The organism is Arthrobacter sp. TmtSoilC79, assembly GCF_059739405.1.
The window spans coordinates 3044050-3059726 of record NZ_AP046051.1 but is presented as its reverse complement, the minus strand read 5'-3'; the positions used below and the strand labels follow the sequence as shown (position 1 = coordinate 3059726).

The 15677-nt window shown below is 62.6% G+C and carries 15 protein-coding genes; 8 read left to right on the top strand and 7 right to left on the bottom strand.

Annotated features, from left to right (window positions below; genetic code table 11):
- Nucleotides 1–45: 45 nt before the first annotated feature.
- Both AC6JA3_RS14075 and AC6JA3_RS14070 read left to right on the top strand, forming a co-directional pair.
- Nucleotides 46–426 carry a DUF485 domain-containing protein gene (locus AC6JA3_RS14075; RefSeq protein WP_026541499.1) on the top strand — a complete coding sequence of 127 codons (381 nt, stop codon included), beginning with the start codon at nt 46–48 and terminating at the stop codon, nt 424–426.
- Nucleotides 423–2042 carry a monocarboxylic acid transporter gene (locus tag AC6JA3_RS14070; RefSeq protein WP_026541500.1) on the top strand — a complete coding sequence of 540 codons (1620 nt, stop codon included), beginning with the start codon at nt 423–425 and terminating at the stop codon, nt 2040–2042. The genes AC6JA3_RS14075 and AC6JA3_RS14070 overlap by 4 nt, the downstream gene beginning before the upstream one ends.
- Before the next feature lie 98 nt (nt 2043–2140).
- Here AC6JA3_RS14070 and AC6JA3_RS14065 read toward each other — a convergent pair whose 3' ends face one another.
- From AC6JA3_RS14065 to AC6JA3_RS14045, 5 genes are all read right to left on the bottom strand, one after another.
- On the bottom strand, nt 2141–3160 hold the full coding sequence (locus tag AC6JA3_RS14065; protein WP_347783566.1) for a PHP domain-containing protein: 1020 nt from the start codon (nt 3158–3160) through the stop codon (nt 2141–2143).
- 76 nt (nt 3161–3236) lie between these two features.
- Nucleotides 3237–3842, bottom strand: coding sequence for a hypothetical protein (locus tag AC6JA3_RS14060; protein WP_347783565.1), 606 nt, complete (start codon nt 3840–3842; stop codon nt 3237–3239).
- A gap of 56 nt (nt 3843–3898) precedes the next feature.
- Entirely contained in the window at nt 3899–4306 is a 408-nt protein-coding gene (locus AC6JA3_RS14055; RefSeq protein WP_026541503.1) for a DUF4383 domain-containing protein, read from the bottom strand.
- A 129-nt stretch (nt 4307–4435) separates the two neighbouring features.
- Nucleotides 4436–5218, bottom strand: coding sequence for a hypothetical protein (locus AC6JA3_RS14050; protein WP_026541504.1), 783 nt, complete (start codon nt 5216–5218; stop codon nt 4436–4438).
- A 148-nt stretch (nt 5219–5366) separates the two neighbouring features.
- Nucleotides 5367–5837, bottom strand: coding sequence for an Lrp/AsnC family transcriptional regulator (locus AC6JA3_RS14045; RefSeq protein WP_026541505.1), 471 nt, complete (start codon nt 5835–5837; stop codon nt 5367–5369).
- Between the two features lie 195 nt (nt 5838–6032).
- On the opposite strand from AC6JA3_RS14045, the gene pdhA reads away from it, so the two are divergent.
- Genes pdhA through AC6JA3_RS14030 form a run of 3 tightly spaced genes read left to right on the top strand, consistent with a single transcriptional unit; the run spans nt 6033 to nt 9615 of the window.
- On the top strand, nt 6033–7220 hold the full coding sequence (pdhA, locus tag AC6JA3_RS14040) for a pyruvate dehydrogenase (acetyl-transferring) E1 component subunit alpha (protein ID WP_026541506.1): 1188 nt from the start codon (nt 6033–6035) through the stop codon (nt 7218–7220).
- Nucleotides 7220–8230, top strand: a complete 1011-nt coding sequence (locus tag AC6JA3_RS14035; protein ID WP_026541507.1) for an alpha-ketoacid dehydrogenase subunit beta — start codon at nt 7220–7222, stop codon at nt 8228–8230. The genes pdhA and AC6JA3_RS14035 overlap by 1 nt, the downstream gene beginning before the upstream one ends.
- Entirely contained in the window at nt 8227–9615 is a 1389-nt protein-coding gene (locus AC6JA3_RS14030) for a dihydrolipoamide acetyltransferase family protein (RefSeq protein ID WP_026547293.1), read from the top strand. The genes AC6JA3_RS14035 and AC6JA3_RS14030 overlap by 4 nt, the downstream gene beginning before the upstream one ends.
- Before the next feature lie 77 nt (nt 9616–9692).
- Here the strand turns inward: AC6JA3_RS14030 and AC6JA3_RS14025 are convergent, their stop codons facing one another.
- Nucleotides 9693–10565 carry an NAD-dependent epimerase/dehydratase family protein gene (locus tag AC6JA3_RS14025; RefSeq protein WP_026541509.1) on the bottom strand — a complete coding sequence of 291 codons (873 nt, stop codon included), beginning with the start codon at nt 10563–10565 and terminating at the stop codon, nt 9693–9695.
- 232 nt (nt 10566–10797) lie between these two features.
- Between AC6JA3_RS14025 and AC6JA3_RS14020 the strand changes: the two genes are divergently transcribed.
- A complete protein-coding gene (locus AC6JA3_RS14020) occupies nt 10798–11397 on the top strand; it encodes a TetR/AcrR family transcriptional regulator (protein WP_026541510.1) in 600 nt (199 codons plus the stop codon).
- Entirely contained in the window at nt 11394–13250 is a 1857-nt protein-coding gene (locus AC6JA3_RS14015) for an alpha/beta fold hydrolase (RefSeq protein ID WP_347783564.1), read from the top strand. Before AC6JA3_RS14020 ends, AC6JA3_RS14015 begins: the two co-directional genes overlap by 4 nt.
- Before the next feature lie 41 nt (nt 13251–13291).
- On the opposite strand, the gene AC6JA3_RS14010 is transcribed toward AC6JA3_RS14015, so the two are convergent.
- Nucleotides 13292–13924 (bottom strand): SACE_7040 family transcriptional regulator, encoded by a 633-nt coding sequence (locus tag AC6JA3_RS14010; RefSeq protein WP_026541511.1) that lies wholly within the window; start codon nt 13922–13924, stop codon nt 13292–13294.
- A 141-nt stretch (nt 13925–14065) separates the two neighbouring features.
- Between AC6JA3_RS14010 and AC6JA3_RS14005 the strand changes: the two genes are divergently transcribed.
- The gene (locus tag AC6JA3_RS14005; protein WP_347783563.1) at nt 14066–15676 is read left to right on the top strand and encodes a carboxyl transferase domain-containing protein; all 1611 of its coding nucleotides are present in this window, start codon (nt 14066–14068) and stop codon (nt 15674–15676) included.
- Nucleotide 15677 lies beyond the last annotated feature (1 nt).

Sequence of the window (15677 nt, the reverse complement as noted above, 5' to 3'; positions counted from 1 at the left end):
GAGGCGTGTGGAGTCGATGTGGACACATCACAATCAGGAGGAACCATGGGTAATGAGGCCCAACCCCAGGACGCAACGGCGTCCGTGGACTTCCAGGAAGTCCAACAGACGGAACGGTTCAAGACACTGCGCAAACGACACCGCAGTTTCGTCTTTCCCATGGCAGTGGTATTCCTGCTGTGGTATTTCGCGTATGTCCTTTTGGCTGACTACGCGGTGGGCTTCATGTCCATCAAGGTCTGGGGCAATATCAACGTCGGCCTGCTTCTCGGGCTGCTGCAATTCGTCACCACCTTCGGCATCACGGCCTGGTACGTGAGCTACTCCAACCGGAAGCTTGACCCCATCGCTGCAGAAATCCGCAACGAGATCGAGGGCCACGAATTTGATAAGGACGGCAATGTGATCAACGGGGCAGCCAAATGAACACCATGGTCCCGGCAGCAGTGAACGTAGCAGCGTTGAAGGACACCACCCTGCTCAACATGGGCATATTTGCCCTCTTCGTGGCGGTCACCATGGTGATCGTCTTCCGGGCCAGCCGGAACAACAAGACCGCAGCGGACTACTACGCAGCCGGGCGGTCATTCACTGGCTCCCAGAACGGCACGGCCATCGCAGGCGACTACCTGTCCGCGGCTTCGTTCCTCGGCATCACCGGTGCCATCGCCATCAATGGATATGACGGTTTCCTCTACTCCATCGGCTTCCTGGTCGCCTGGCTGGTGGCCTTGCTCCTGGTGGCGGAACTGCTCCGCAACACCGGCAAGTTCACCATGGCCGACGTCCTGTCCTTCCGGTTGCGCCAACGCCCCGTTCGGATTGCCGCGGCCCTCTCCACCCTGGCCGTCTGCTTCTTCTACCTCCTCGCCCAGATGGCGGGTGCAGGCAGCCTGATTTCGCTCCTGCTGGGCATCAGCGACTGGGGCGGGCAAGCCTTGGTGATTATCGTCGTCGGCGCACTCATGATCATGTACGTACTGATCGGCGGCATGAAAGGCACCACCTGGGTGCAGATCATCAAAGCCATCCTGCTGATCGCCGGTGCTGCCGTGATGACCGCCATGGTGCTGGCCATTTACGGTTTCAACCTCTCCAGCCTGCTGGGTTCGGCCGCTGAGGCTGCCAACAACCCGAACATCCTCAACCCGGGACTGCAGTACGGCAAGACCGAAACGTCCAAACTGGACTTCATGTCCCTCGGACTGGCGCTCGTCCTCGGTACAGCCGCCCTGCCGCACGTCCTGATGCGCTTCTACACCGTTCCCACGGCCAAGGAAGCACGCAAATCCGTTGTCTGGGCGATCTGGTTGATCGGCCTCTTCTACCTCTTTACCCTGGTGCTTGGCTACGGCGCAGCTGCCTTGGTTGGCGCGGAAACCATCAAGTCCGCGCCCGGTGGAGTCAACTCTGCCGCACCCCTGCTGGCCTTCCACCTGGGTGGGCCGCTGCTCCTGGGCTTCATTTCGGCGGTCGCTTTCGCCACCATCCTTGCCGTAGTGGCCGGCTTGACCATCACGGCCGCTGCTTCGTTTGCCCACGATATCTATGCAAACGTCATCGCCAAGGGCAAGGCCGATGCAACCACCGAAGTGAAGGTGGCGCGCCGAACCGTTGTGGTGATCGGCGTCCTCGCGATTCTGGGTGGCATCTTTGCCAATGGCCAGAACGTGGCGTTCCTGGTGGCGCTGGCTTTCGCCGTCGCCGCCTCGGCAAACCTGCCCACGATCGTCTACTCCCTGTTCTGGAAGAAGTTCACCACCCAGGGCGCTGTTTGGAGCATGTACGGCGGCTTGGCTGCGGCCATCCTGCTCATCACGTTCTCGCCCGTGGTTTCCGGTGCCAAGACCTCCATGATCCCCGGAGCGAACTTCGCCCTGTTCCCGCTGAGCAACCCGGGAATAGTGTCCATTCCGTTGGCATTCTTCCTGGGGTGGCTCGGAACTGTCCTGGACAAGCGGCGTGAAGATCCGGCCAAGCAGGCGGAGATGGAAGTGCGCTCGCTGACGGGTGTCGGTGCAGAGAAAGCCGTAGACCACTAAGGCCGCGCAGAGATAGACCCGCCACCATAAAAGGCTCCGCCTGCGAACGCGCAGGCGGAGCCTTTTGTGTGCTGGCTTTCGCCAGGCCGGGCACTTCCCTACTTCTTCAAGCTGAGCCATTCCCTCAGTTGTTCCAGGGGCCAGGTGGTGACAATCCGTTCCTTGGGCACCCCCAGTCTTTCAGCGCGTTCTGCCCCGTACTGCAGGAAATCCAGTTGGCCGGGAGCGTGGGCGTCACTGTCGATACTGAAGAGGCAGCCTGCGTCCAAGGCCATGGCAATGAGGTTGTCCGGCGGGTCCTGCCGCTCGGGACGGGAATTGATTTCGACCGCGACGCCCCACTCCGCGCACTCCTTGAAAACTTTTGCGGCATCGAATTCGGATTCGGGCCGTGTTCCCCGCGATCCCTGGACCAGGCGCCCGGTGCAATGCCCCAGCACGTTGGTATGGGGATCGCTGATGCCGCCCAGCATCCGCGTTGTCATGGTTTTTTTGTCCGAGCGGAGCTTGGAGTGGACGCTGGCGACCACCACATCCAACTGGGCCAGCATGGGGGGAGTCTGGTCCAGGGTTCCGTCCTCGAGGATATCTACTTCAATTCCTTTCAGGAGGCGGAAACCATCAGAGCTTGCGTTGATCCCATCCACCACGCCGAGCTGCTTTTCAAGCCGTTCCACGCTCAGGCCATTGGCGATGGTCAGATTGGGGGAGTGGTCGGTGAGGGCAAGATACTCACGGCCGAGCGTCCGGGCCGCTGCCACCATTGCTTCGATGGGGGAGCCGCCGTCGGACCAGTTGCTGTGACTGTGGAGATCGCCCCGAAGAGCCGCCCGCAGCGTTTCCCCACCGGATGCCAACGATTCCGTTCCGCGCTCGCGCAGGTCCGCAAGATAGTCCGGTACCCGGTCTTCGAGGGCCTGCGTGATGACTTCAGCGCTCCGGTTGCCGACGCCTTTGAGGCTGGTGATCCGCCCGCTGCCTGCAAGCTTCGCCAGTTGTTCGGGCGATAGCTGCCGCACGGCGTCGGCCGCCTTTCGGAAGGCCTGGACCTTGAAGGTGGGGGCTTGGCTGCGTTCGAGCCAGAAGGAGATTTCGTCGAGCGCCTCGATAGGATCCATGGCTCCATGATCCACGAACCGGGCGCACCATCAACAGTGGGCATTGTCGATGGTGCGCCGGCTTGGTCGCCGTCAACTAGTGGTGGCGACCCGGGACCAGGGCGGGATTGGAGCCCTGGCCGTTTTCTTCATGTGGGGACTGGCCGTGCTCGCCATGCGGGACGGCGTGTTGTCCTGCCATTGAGGCAGCCAGCCCGGGTGTTGCCACTGAGGCAACAACGACGGCGGCTCCGAACGCGGCTGCCAGAAGCCGCCCGGTCCTTGGCTGGCCGTGGGCGCCGCCGTCGTTGGTCTTATGCTGCCGCCTCAGCCAGCCCGCCCCGGCAAGTGCCATGAGCGTCAGGCCGAGGGCGGCAACGTGGCTCACATCAAGCGAGCGGAGGGCACTGACTTCGGCAACCGTGACTGCAAGGTGCGCCGCCGCAGCAACCGAGAGAACAGGAAACGCCCATCGGGCGAAAACCAGGGCGTTGCGGTGCAAGCCCCACAGGGACCAACCCAGGAAGGCCAGGCCCGCGGCGAGGGTTGCGACGCCGCTGATCACGGTTCCCGGTGTCGCTGAGGTGTTTCCCGTCAGATATCCGGCGGCAAGTGAAAGCTCGACCATCCCGGCGGCCATCGCTGCGAAGTACACGAACAGGAGGGTGGCTGCGTTCAGTGTGGGGTGGTTTCTGCGTTCCATGGTCCTTGCCGTCCTATCGCTGCTTGATGAGTCTGTTCAGGCGCTGTTCAGGCGGATCAGGCGTGGGCGGAAGCCACTGCGGCCTTGTCCTGGGACAGGGCAACACCGAGCAGGACCACGGCGCTGGCGAGGTGCAGGACGTTGTCCGCGCCGTTGAGGGCGATGATGTTCAGTGAGGAACCCACCAGGAACAGGCCCAGGATGCCTACCAGGAGGTAGACGCCACCGACAGCGGTGTTGACCGACTTGGACAGCGTGACGCTGTTCATGCCGGAGTACAGAAGGGCGGCGCCAATGGCCAGGTGGATGATGTTGTGGAGGGGGTTCACGGCGAAGATGATCAGGTTGGCGCCCTCGGTGGCGAAGAAGCCGATTCCCGAGGTAACAAAGAATCCGAGCACGCCTACCAGGAGGTAGACAGCTCCGAAGATGGTGGCGATCAGGCGATTGGGCGAAGTACGCATGGTCCGGGCCTTCCGATGATGGCCGGTTGTTCCGGCCGTCCTGCTGAGCCCCGGCTGGGGCTCTCAAGCAGGGATTCGGACCATATGCGCAGGTGGATGGGTGGTAGTGCGGAAATTTCTTTGCCGCAATTACGGGCGAAGACGGATGCTGCTCATTTTGAGGTCGTTGGTGCCCTCGAAGACGTACTGGAGATTTATGGTCTTGCCGTCGCACTGCAAAGTCCCGGAAAGATCGGCCTTGTTGTTGCCGTTGTTGTTGTTCACGTTCACCGAGTTGTAGTTCGGTTTGCATGAGGCATCCAGGTTCAGGCTGGCAATGCCGTCCATGAACGAATCCTTGTCCAGCTCGTCCTTCAGCGGCTGGCTCAGGTAGTTATCGTAGGCCTGCTCTGTCTGTCCGGAGACCACAAGGTTGGTGAATTCGTCAGCCAGGGACCTGGCTTTGGACGTCGCATTGCCCACGAGGTTGACCAGCAGCACAATGCCAACCACGGCCAGGACGATCACACCGCCAACGATGCTGAGGACGATCCACAAAACCTTCCTGCTCTTCTTGGCCGGCGGTTGCCCGAATTGGCCCGGAGGGTACTGTCCGGGCTGGAATTGGCCCTGCGGGTAAGGGTTCTCCGGGTAAGGGTTCTGGCCGGGGGCGTAGGCGTTTTGTCCCTGCGGGTAGGGGTTGTTGGCGTCCTGGCCGGGTGCTCCGGGCTGTGGGGCGCCGTAGGTGGGGCCGCCATACGGCGGGTTTCCGGACCCGGGACCGCCAGGTCCAGCAGGCGTGGACGACGGCGGCTGCTGCCACTGCGGCGCGGCGCCGGGCTGTGCCTGGTAACCGGGGCCTGGCGGAACCGGCGGCGGGTTGTTGCCCGGGTAGTGGGGGTTGGGTTGCCCGGGTTCTTGCGGGTTGCTCACGGTAGTGCCCCTTTCAGCAGCCTTCGGCAGGGCCACCACATGGCCGGGGTCCTCTGGCCGGCCCCCGATACGTCCTCTTGCATCCAATCGCATGCGGGTTCTCCGGGCAAGTACCGCCTCGCAGAAAACCGCAGGTGGGTGGGGCTTTTCAGTCCCCGGAGCGCCGTCCCAGCAACGGTTGGACGCGGTAGGGAATCATCTCCCGCATCGCCAGCGCTGTATCGGTCCTTTCCACACCGTCGCAGCCAAGGATTTTTCCGTTTATCCGGTACAGGTCCTCTGCGTCCAATGCGACAACGCGCAGCAGCAGATCCGCCGAACCCGTTAGGCCAAAGCCTTCGAGGATCTCCGGAATGTCCGCAAGATCCTGGGCCAGCGAGGCGAGCTTTTGCTGTTGTACGTGGACTGTGATGAATGCAGTCAACGGGTAGCCGAGGGCAGCCGGGTTGATCCTGCGCTCAAAGGACAGAAACGCGTGCTTCTTCTCCAACAAGGCCATGCGGGCCTGCACGGTGTTGCGGGAGAGGCCCAGCTTTTGGGCCAAGGCCACAACTGTCCCGCGGGGGTCCTTTGCCATGGCGGAAAGGAGCCGGGTGTCAGTGCCATCCAAGGGTTGCATAATGCGCAAGATTAGCACGGTCCCAACTGTCCAAACAGGGCAGGATGCTCAATTTCCCGGAGGGTGGTTGTACCCGATGCGCCTTGTGAGTAGGGTCACAATTAACTCCGGCGAAGGTGCCGGAGGGCCGGTCTGCGGCAGGATCACAAGTCCCGCCAGCGCCGACGAAAACGAGCCGGAAGGTTGCGATCACCTGTGTTGACGGATCAGGCGGGCAAGGGAGTGCACCATGACACTCCGGGCCCAGGACATAGTGCACAAAATCCCTTGAGGACTGGTGGCAATCTGCTCCAGTTGGTGTCCCCGGACGGGGAACGGATCAGCCACCCGGAGTTCGACGTTTGGGTCAAGGACGTCGGCGACGAGCAACTGTGTTCCTTGTTTGAGGACATGACAGTAATCCGCCGCATTGACGCCGAGGCGACGGCGCTCCAACGTCAGGGCGAGTTGGCGCTCTGGCCACCGCTCCTTGGCCAGGAAGCGGCCCAGATCGGCTCGAGCCGTTCACTCCGAGATGACGACTTTGTCTTCCCGAGCTACCGCGAAAGCGGTGTGGCCTACGTCCGCGGTGCGCACCTGTCCGAGATCGCCCGCGTTTGGCGGGGCAATGCCTCCTACGGGTGGGACCCGCAGCGCATCAAGCTTGCCACGCCCCAGATCATCATCGGGTCCCAAAGCCTGCACGCCACGGGATACGCCATGGGAGTTCAACTCGATGGTGCCAACACGGCGGTACTGGCCTACTTCGGTGATGGCGCCACCAGCGAAGGCGACGTGAACGAGGCCATGGTGTTCGCCGCCAGCTACCAAGCCCCCGTGGTGTTCTTCTGCCAGAACAACCATTGGGCCATCTCCGAACCTGTCCGCATACAGTCACACGTGCAACTGGCTGACAGGCCCACTGGATTCGGCATTCCGAGCATCCGGGTGGACGGCAACGACGTCCTTGCCGTCATGGCGGCCACGCGTGTGGCACTTGACCGTGCACGCAACGGCGGGGGACCGACCTTTATTGAGGCTGTCACTTACCGCATGGGCCCGCACACCACAGCCGATGACCCCACCAGGTACCGTGACCCCATTGAGCTGGAAGATTGGGCCGCGAAGGATCCCATCCTCCGGCTGCGCAAGCTCCTTGAAACCAAAGGCCTGCTCACCGAGGACGTCGAAGCCCGCGTCAAGGCCAAGGCTGATGCGGTTGCAGCCGAGCTCCGTTCCAGCTGCATCGGGATGCCCGACCCGCAGCCGTTGGAGGTCTTCAATCACGTCTACAGCACGCCCAATTCCTGGATCGAACGCCAGAAGGACCATTACTCGCGCTATCTGAACAGTTTCAGCCAGCCAAGCGGGTTCAACCAGCCAGTCGAGGAAGGTGCACTCTGATGTCCAAGCTCACGTTTGCCCGTGCCATCAACGCCGGCCTCCGCAAGTCGCTCGAGAACGATCCCAAAGTTGTCCTCATGGGTGAGGACATCGGCTCCCTCGGCGGCGTCTTCCGTGTCACCGATGGCCTCCAGAAAGACTTCGGGAAACACCGGGTCATTGATTCCCCTTTGGCGGAGTCCGGCATCATCGGCACTGCCGTTGGCCTTGCCTACCGGGGCTACCGTCCCGTGTGCGAGATCCAGTTCGATGGATTCATCTACCCTGCCTTCGACCAAATCGTCAGCCAGGTAGCCAAGATGCATTACCGCACCCAGGGGCGGGTCAAGATGCCCATCACCATCCGCGTGCCCTTTGGCGGCGGCATTGGATCCCCGGAGCACCACTCCGAATCACCGGAGGCCTACTTCACCCACACTTCCGGCCTCCGGGTGGTCGCTGTTTCCAATCCCCAGGATGCCTACACCATGATCCAGCAGGCCATAGCTTCGGATGATCCTGTCCTCTACTTCGAACCCAAACGGCGCTATCACGACAAAGGCGACGTCGATGAAACCATCGACCTCTCCACGGCCCTTCCGATGGACAAGGCTGCCGTGGTCAGCGCCGGTTCCGATGTGACGCTGGTGGCGTACGGCCCCTTGGTGAAAACCGCCAAGGATGCCGCGATGGCAGCAGCGGATGAGGGCGTCTCCGTGGAGGTGATCGACCTCCGTTCGCTGGCCCCCGTTGATTACCCCGTGGTGGAAGCCTCCGTCCGGAAGACCGGCCGCTTGGTCATTACCCACGAGGCCGGCCAGTCCGGTGGCCTCGGCGCGGAAATAGCCGCGAGCATCACTGAGCGTTGCTTCCATTACCTGGAGTCTGCTCCCGTCCGCATCACGGGCTTTGATGTGCCCTACCCCTACTCCAAGCTCGAGATGCACCACCTGCCGGATCTGGACCGGATCCTCGACGGCGTCGATCGCGCCTTGGGCCGCCCCAACTCGCTGAGTGGACTGGAAGGATGAACCTCACCATGATCAAGGAATTCAAGCTGCCGGATCTTGGTGAAGGCCTGACGGAATCGGAAATCCTCAGCTGGAAGGTTGCGGTGGGGGATACCGTCACACTGAACCAGGTCATCGCCGAGGTGGAAACAGCCAAGGCTGTTGTGGAGCTGCCCTCACCCTTCGCCGGAGTGGTGGCCCAACTCCATGAGCAGCCCGGCACGGTGGTGGAAGTCGGCAAGCCGATCGTCTCCTTCGAGGTGGACGACGCCGGGTCCTCCAGCGGGGGAGGCGCGGCCGACGCTGCCGGCGGGGCCTCTGTGAAAGGTGCACCGGCCACTGCCGCTGCCGAAGCTGTGGGGAGTCCGGCAAAACGTGAGCCGAACCTGGTGGGCTACGGCGCCGTCGTCGAACATTCAGGCCGGCCCGCTCGGCGTGCCCGCGGCCAGGTCCAGGAAATAAAGCCGCAATCGCCTGCTACCCCGGCGATTTCGGGGCCGGCAGCCTCGCCCCAGGCAGAAGCCGCAGTCTCCGAGCGTCCCCGATCCACCCCGCCGGTCCGAAAGCTTGCCCGCGATCTCGGAATCGAACTTGAACGCATCTCCGGTACCGGACCGGGTGGGCTCATCACCCGCGATGACGTCCTGGATTTCTCCGGAGCTTCGTCGGCTGCCGCGCAAGCTCAAGTTCCCCCTGCCGAAGGCGGGCGCGAAACCCGGACACCGATCAAGGGGGTCCGGAAGTTCACGGCCGCGGCCATGGTCCAAAGCGCTTTCACTGCGCCCCACGTGACAGAGTTCCTGACCGTTGACGTCACCGCAACCATGGAGTTGTTGGCCAAGCTCAAGGGCAACAGGTCTTTCGAAGGCTTCAAGTTGACTCCGCTGACCATCGCCGCCAAAGCTGTCCTCGTGGCGTTGCGGAACAACCCCTCGCTGAATTCGCGCTGGGACGAGGCCAGCCAGGAGATCGTCCAGTTCAACTACGTCAACCTGGGCATCGCCGCAGCAACGCCGCGAGGCCTGACGGTACCGAACATCAAGGATGCGGACAGGATGTCGTTGCGGGAGCTTTCCACAGCGCTGACGGAACTGACTGATACCGCCCGTGCGGGCAAGACCTCCCCGGGCGACCTGTCCGGCGGGACCATCTCGATCACCAACATCGGCGTGTTTGGCATCGACGCCGGGACTCCCATCCTGAACCCCGGGGAGGCTGCCATTGTTGCCCTGGGCGCGGTAAGGAAGGCGCCCTGGGTGGTCAATGACGAACTCGCCGTCCGCCAGGTCATGTCCCTCAGCCTGTCCTTCGACCACCGCTTGGTGGACGGTGAACAGGGATCACGGTTCCTTGCGGACCTTGGCGCCATTCTGGCCGACCCCGCCATGGTCATGACCATGATCTAGCGGTACCGAAGCTGCGCCGGCCCATCCCTTTACGAGTGCTTGCAGGAAACTGCAGTTAAGGGATGGGTCGTCGCGCGTCAGTCCTCGGTGGGAGTAGTGCGGTTGGAATGGACTGCCCGCCAGCTGTGCTCGGGTTCGAAGCCCAGGAGCCTGCGGGCTTTGTCGATCGACAACATGGTTTCGTGCTCGCCCAGTTCCTTGAGGATCTCGACGCCGGGGAAGACTTCCGCCGCCAACTCCGCGCTGCTGCGACTCATCACGGTGTCGGCTGCGGCGATGATGAAAGCCTCGAACCCCGGTTCGGCATGTTCCAGGGCCCTGACCACTGCCAGTGCGCCATCCCGGGCGTCGATGTAGCCCCACAGATTCCATTTACGCAGTGTTGCCTCGGAGTCGAAGGACGGGAAGGCATCGTAGTCCTCGGGGTCCATGACGTTGGAGAACCGCAGCGCCGTGATGCTTAGTTCCGGATCCCACCGAGTGAGCTGGATGGCCATCTGCTCCTCAAGATGCTTCACCAGCGAGTAAGTGCTCTCCGGCCGTGCCGCATACTCTTCATCCACGGGAATGTACGGAGGGGCGATGTCGAAGGGGAGTCCAAGCACTGTTTCGCTGGAGGCATACACCACCTTCTTGATGCCCGCCCGCCGTGCAGCCTGGAACACGTTGTAGGTAGAGACCATGTTGTTCTCGAAGATCGCGGCGTCGGGGGCCAGTCCCGGTGCGGGGATGGCGGCCAGGTGAACAATGGCATCCAGGCCGTCGTGTTGATCGTCCAAGCCCAGGACCACATCAAGGACCTGCCCATAATTGCGGAGATCCACTGCGACGTATCCCTTGCCGCGGGTTCCGGTGCGGTCCAAGTTCAGTACCTGGTGGCCATCCTGCGTGAGCCGGCGGACCACGCTCCTGCCCAGTTTTCCGCTTCCGCCGGTGACGGCAATCCTCATGGGTTTCTCCTTTGCATCGATGGTCCATGGGCCCTGCTGCGTCGAATTCGGTCGGTTGCTTCTCTGCGTCGATTCGCCAGGGCTTCGAATTTCAGCCTAGGGGAGCCGCGGCAGAAAACATCCTCCCAAGCTGGCCCTGGCAGTCCTAGGCATGCCGAAGCCACCCACGGGGCCAAACATCCGGTGAAGGGCGCCATTAGGAAAAATATATAGACCGGTCTATTATTTTTCCATGGCATCAAAAGGAAACCTCACCAAAGCGCGGCTCGCGGAGTCAATGCTCGAACTCATCCAGACCAACGGCTACAGCGGAACGGGGCTTAATGCCGTGATCGAACATGCCGCGGCCCCGAAAGGATCGATCTATTTCCACTTCCCCGACGGGAAGGAGGGACTTGGTGTCGCGGCAGTCGAACTCGCCGCAAAGCAGTTCGAGACGCTGATAGCTGAAGCGGCAGTGTCGGCAGGCAGTGCCGCTGGGGCCGCCCGCGCTGCCATTGAGGCGCTGGCTTCCCTTGTCAGCGGAAGCAACTTCCGGCTGGGTTGCCCGGTCTCTGTAGTCACTTTGGAGATGGGTGCGGAGAACGAGCGGCTGAGGGGGGCTTGCGCGGCTGCCTTCGAATCCTGGATTGCCCCCACGTCCGCGCTCCTGGAGGCCAATGGTATTGACGCCGCGGAAGCCCGGTCCCTGGCAACCGTTGTCGTGTCGATGATCGAAGGGGCGGTGATCCTCTCTCGTGCCATGCAGAGCACCCAACCCTTGCTTTCGGCCGCAGACGTCGTCGCAGAACTCATTGATCAGCGCTGCAACGCCACCGGGGGAGCGCGATGACCTCGAATGAAAAGCCCCGACACGCCTTGGTCTTCGGCGCCTCGGGTATGGTCGGCCGGCACCTTGTCCTTACTCTTGCCGAAGCCGGCGCGCACGTTACGGCAGCAGTGCGAACCGCCGCCTCCGGAGCCCGTGTCCAGCGCTGGGCAAGGGAGCATGGCCTCGCGCAGGGCATCAGAACGGCGATCGTCGACTTCGATGCCGCCGGGATCATCGCCGGTGGCCCAGCGGCATTCGAATTCGTCACCGAAATCCACAACTGCGCCGGATCGTACCGGTTTGGGATGACTGCCGGGGAGGCGCGTCAAGCGAACGTTGGCATCGTCGAGAAGCTGATCGACTTCGCCGCGGAACTGCCCAATCTTCGGCGCGTGGTCCATGTGTCGGGCTACCGGGTTGGCGGACAGGACCCGGCGACTGTGCCATGGTCCGATGACCATCGCGACGCGTTATACAAGGAACTTGGCGCGTATGAGGCATCAAAGGTCGAATCCGACGCCATTTTCCAGGCCAGGGCCCTTGAACGCGGAGTGCCCTGGACCCTGGTCAATCCATCCAGCGTGATCGGTGACAGCGTGACCGGTGAGTCCGATCAGCTCATCGGGCTGGCGTCCACCATCGAGCAGATCCACAACGGCTCCGTTGCCGCATTGCCGGGAAACCAAAGGACCTTCCTTCCGGTGGTCACGGTCGACTACCTGGCGGCTTTCATGACGGCCGCAGCTGTAGATCCCACCGCTGCCGGCAAGTCATATTGGATTCTCGACGACGCCACCCCGCCACTGGCAGACCTGCTCACCCATGTGGGCGAACATCTTGGTGCGAAGGTCCCGCGGGTCAGGATGCCGGTCAGTGTGATCAAGCGGCTCCCGCAGCGGATCACCAAGGCCGATCCCGAGACGCTCACTTTCATGTCAGAGGACCGCTATCCCACCGGATCCGCCATCGAACTGGCAGGCAAGCATGGAATCCGCATGCCGGACGTGCTGGTCGCCTTGGAGCGCTGGGCCGACTACCTGGCTGCGCATCGGTTTGGCACCGTCTCAGGTGCCGGTCGTCGTTTCGTCAACGTTGGTGGCCTGAGGACCTTCGAGCTGGGCGCGGCCAGCTCCAGCAGGGTTGTCTTTCCCGGCTTGCCGGTCAATGCAGACACATGGGCCGACGTCGCATCCGGGATCGGCGCACGCGTTCTCGACCTGCCCGGACTCGGCCTCAGCGGTGGATCGGGCATTCAGGACTGGGAGCAGTGGCTGCCCGCTGTCCTGGGTGGCGAACCCGCCGACCTCATCGGCCACTCCATCGGAGCGGCTGCGGCAGTGGTGGCTGCTGATCGGTTCCCCGGGCAGGTCAAGTCCCTCACGCTGATCGCACCATTCTTCCTCCAGCCCCGAATGGGCGCATTGGCCAGGGTGCAACCTCTCGCGCGCACCTACTTCCGGCACACCGGCTCCACCCGACTCTCGCATCAGCTGACAGGATCGGGAGGGTACGCCACAGCCCTTGAGTCAAGTGTCAGCGACCTCAAACGAAGCCGCGGCAGGAGGGTAGCTGAGCACCTCGCCCATGCCGGGTCCAAGCATTGGCGGGCCGAACTCCAGGAAGCGCTGTGGCGATTCAGCGGCAGTGTCCGCATCATCACGGGAAGCGATGACCCCATCGCCCCGGAGATGGTTGAGCGCCTTGAATCACTTCCGCAGGTCCAGCTGATCCGGGTACCGGGTGCAGGGCACCATCCGCAACTGACCCATGGCGGGGATCTCATCGCCCTCCTCCAGGGTGCACCCACGTTTGGGGTCCACTCGCATCAGGGGTCCGATCGCGCCGGGAAGGTGGCCGGTCCGGCTACGGCATGAGGTGACTCAGCTGTTGGCTCAGCGGTTGGACGAGCAGGTAATTACGCCGGCACGAGGGCAGCCAGGGCCATCTGTTCGAGGATGGGCCTGGCTGACTTCACGGCAATTTTCCTGCCGTGGTGGCGCACCGAGTGGGGTGTGGAGTTGATAAGGCCGAAGGCTGCATGAGCCCGGACCCGAAGGCCGGGGACATCGGCGTCGGTGTGGAGGCGGGCAAGGACGTCTACCCACGTTTCGACGTAACTGCGCTGGAGCGACCTGACTTCGGCCTGGTCGGTGTCGCTGAGGCTTCCGAAGTCCCGGTCCTGAACGCGGATGACGTCAGGGTTGCTGAGCGCGAAGTCGACCTGGAATTGGATCAATCCCTTCAGCGCGGACAGGGGGTCCTCCGCTTCGGATACCACCTTTGACCCGCCGTCCAACAAGTCCCGGCTGACGCTGAGCAGCAGCTCTCCGAGTACCGCCTGCTTGCCTGGAAAGTGCCGGTAGACGGCGGGTCCGCTGACTCCCGCTGCTGCGCCAAGATCTTCAAGGGACACGCGGGTAAAGCCGTTCTCCGCAAAGAGTCCGGCGGCCGCGGACAACAGAGCCAGTCGCCGGAGCTCCTTGGCCTGCCCCCGCTGCGTTGCAGCGGCACGGGTGCCGTTGTTGCTTGCTTCCGGACCTCCGGTCACTTTTCCTCCTAAGTGCCAGTGCCGGACCCAACCCCTGCTGGTTCGGCTGTGCTGGACATCACAGTTAATAAAGACTAACCTAAATTTCAGTTACGTGGCACTAACCGAAATGGCCTGCGGCCGGGAATGGAACAGGGGTCGATGGAGACAATTTCCAAGCTGGCGGGAACGGCCGGTGGCACCTTTGAAGCCAATCAAGCGGCACAACGTGCCTTGGTGGCAGATCTCAAGGAACGCCTGGCGACCACGGCCCTCGGCGGCCCGGCCGCCTCACGTGAGCGGCACATCGCCCGCGGCAAACTGCTGCCGCGTGAACGCATCGACTACCTGCTCGATGACGGCAGCCCGTTCCTGGAGATCGCACCCTTGGCTGCGAATGGAATGTACAACGACGATTCACCAGGTGCCGGGGTGATCGCGGGTATCGGGCTGGTTCACGGCAGGCATGTCCTGGTGATCTCCAATGACGCCACCGTCAAGGGCGGCACCTACTATCCCATGACGGTGAAAAAGCATCTCCGGGCCCAGGAGATCGCCTTGGAAAACAAGCTGCCCTGCATCTACCTCGTAGATTCAGGTGGAGCATTCCTTCCCAAGCAGGACGAGGTTTTCCCGGACAAAGAGCACTTTGGCCGGATCTTCTACAACCAGGCCAAAATGTCAGCGGCCAAAATCCCGCAGATCGCCTCTGTCATGGGATCGTGCACGGCAGGTGGCGCCTACGTACCTGCCATGAGCGATGAGACCATCATCGTTCGGAACCAGGGCACCATCTTCCTCGGCGGACCTCCCTTGGTGAAAGCGGCCATTGGCGAAATCGTCACCGCGGAGGAACTGGGCGGCGGGGACGTCCATTCAAGGATTTCCGGGGTTACCGACCACTTGGCCGAGAACGACCAGCACGCTCTGGAGATCGTTCGGGACATTGTTGCAACCTTGCCGAAGCCGGCGCAGCCGGCCTGGGACGTGTCCGACGTCGTCCTGCCGCCCGCCGTCGATCCTGCAGGAATCTACGGGGTGGTTCCCGTGGACGTGAACGCACAGTACGACGTCCGCGAAGTCATTGCCAGGCTCGTGGATGGCTCGGAGTTCCATGAGTTCAAGAAGAACTACGGCACCACCCTGGTCACCGGATTCGCGCACCTGCACGGCCATCCGGTGGGGATCGTTGCCAACAACGGGGTTCTCTTCAGCGAGTCTTCCTTGAAGGGAGCCCACTTCATCGAGCTCTGCGACCAGCGTGGCATTCCCCTGGTCTTCCTGCAGAACCTCTCCGGCTTCATGGTCGGCAAAGACTACGAACAGGGCGGCATCGCCAAGAACGGGGCCAAGATGGTCACCGCGGTGGCAACAGCCCGGGTACCCAAACTGACAGTGGTCATCGGCGGTTCCTTCGGCGCGGGCAACTACTCCATGTGCGGACGCGCGTATTCGCCGCGGTTCCTCTGGATGTGGCCGGCCGCAAGGATCTCCGTAATGGGCGGAAACCAGGCCTCCAGTGTCCTCGCAACCGTCAAACGGGATCAGTACGAGGCGGCCGGCCAGGAATGGTCTGCCGAGGATGAGGAAGCCTTCAAAGCGCCCATCAAGCAACAGTACGAGGACCAAGGAAGTCCGTATTACTCCACCGCCCGGTTGTGGGACGACGGCATCATCGATCCCGCTGACACCCGGCGGATTCTGGGAATGGCCTTGGATGTCCTCTCCCGCCAGCAACTGCCCGAGACCGCCTTCGGCCTCTTCAGGATGTGAC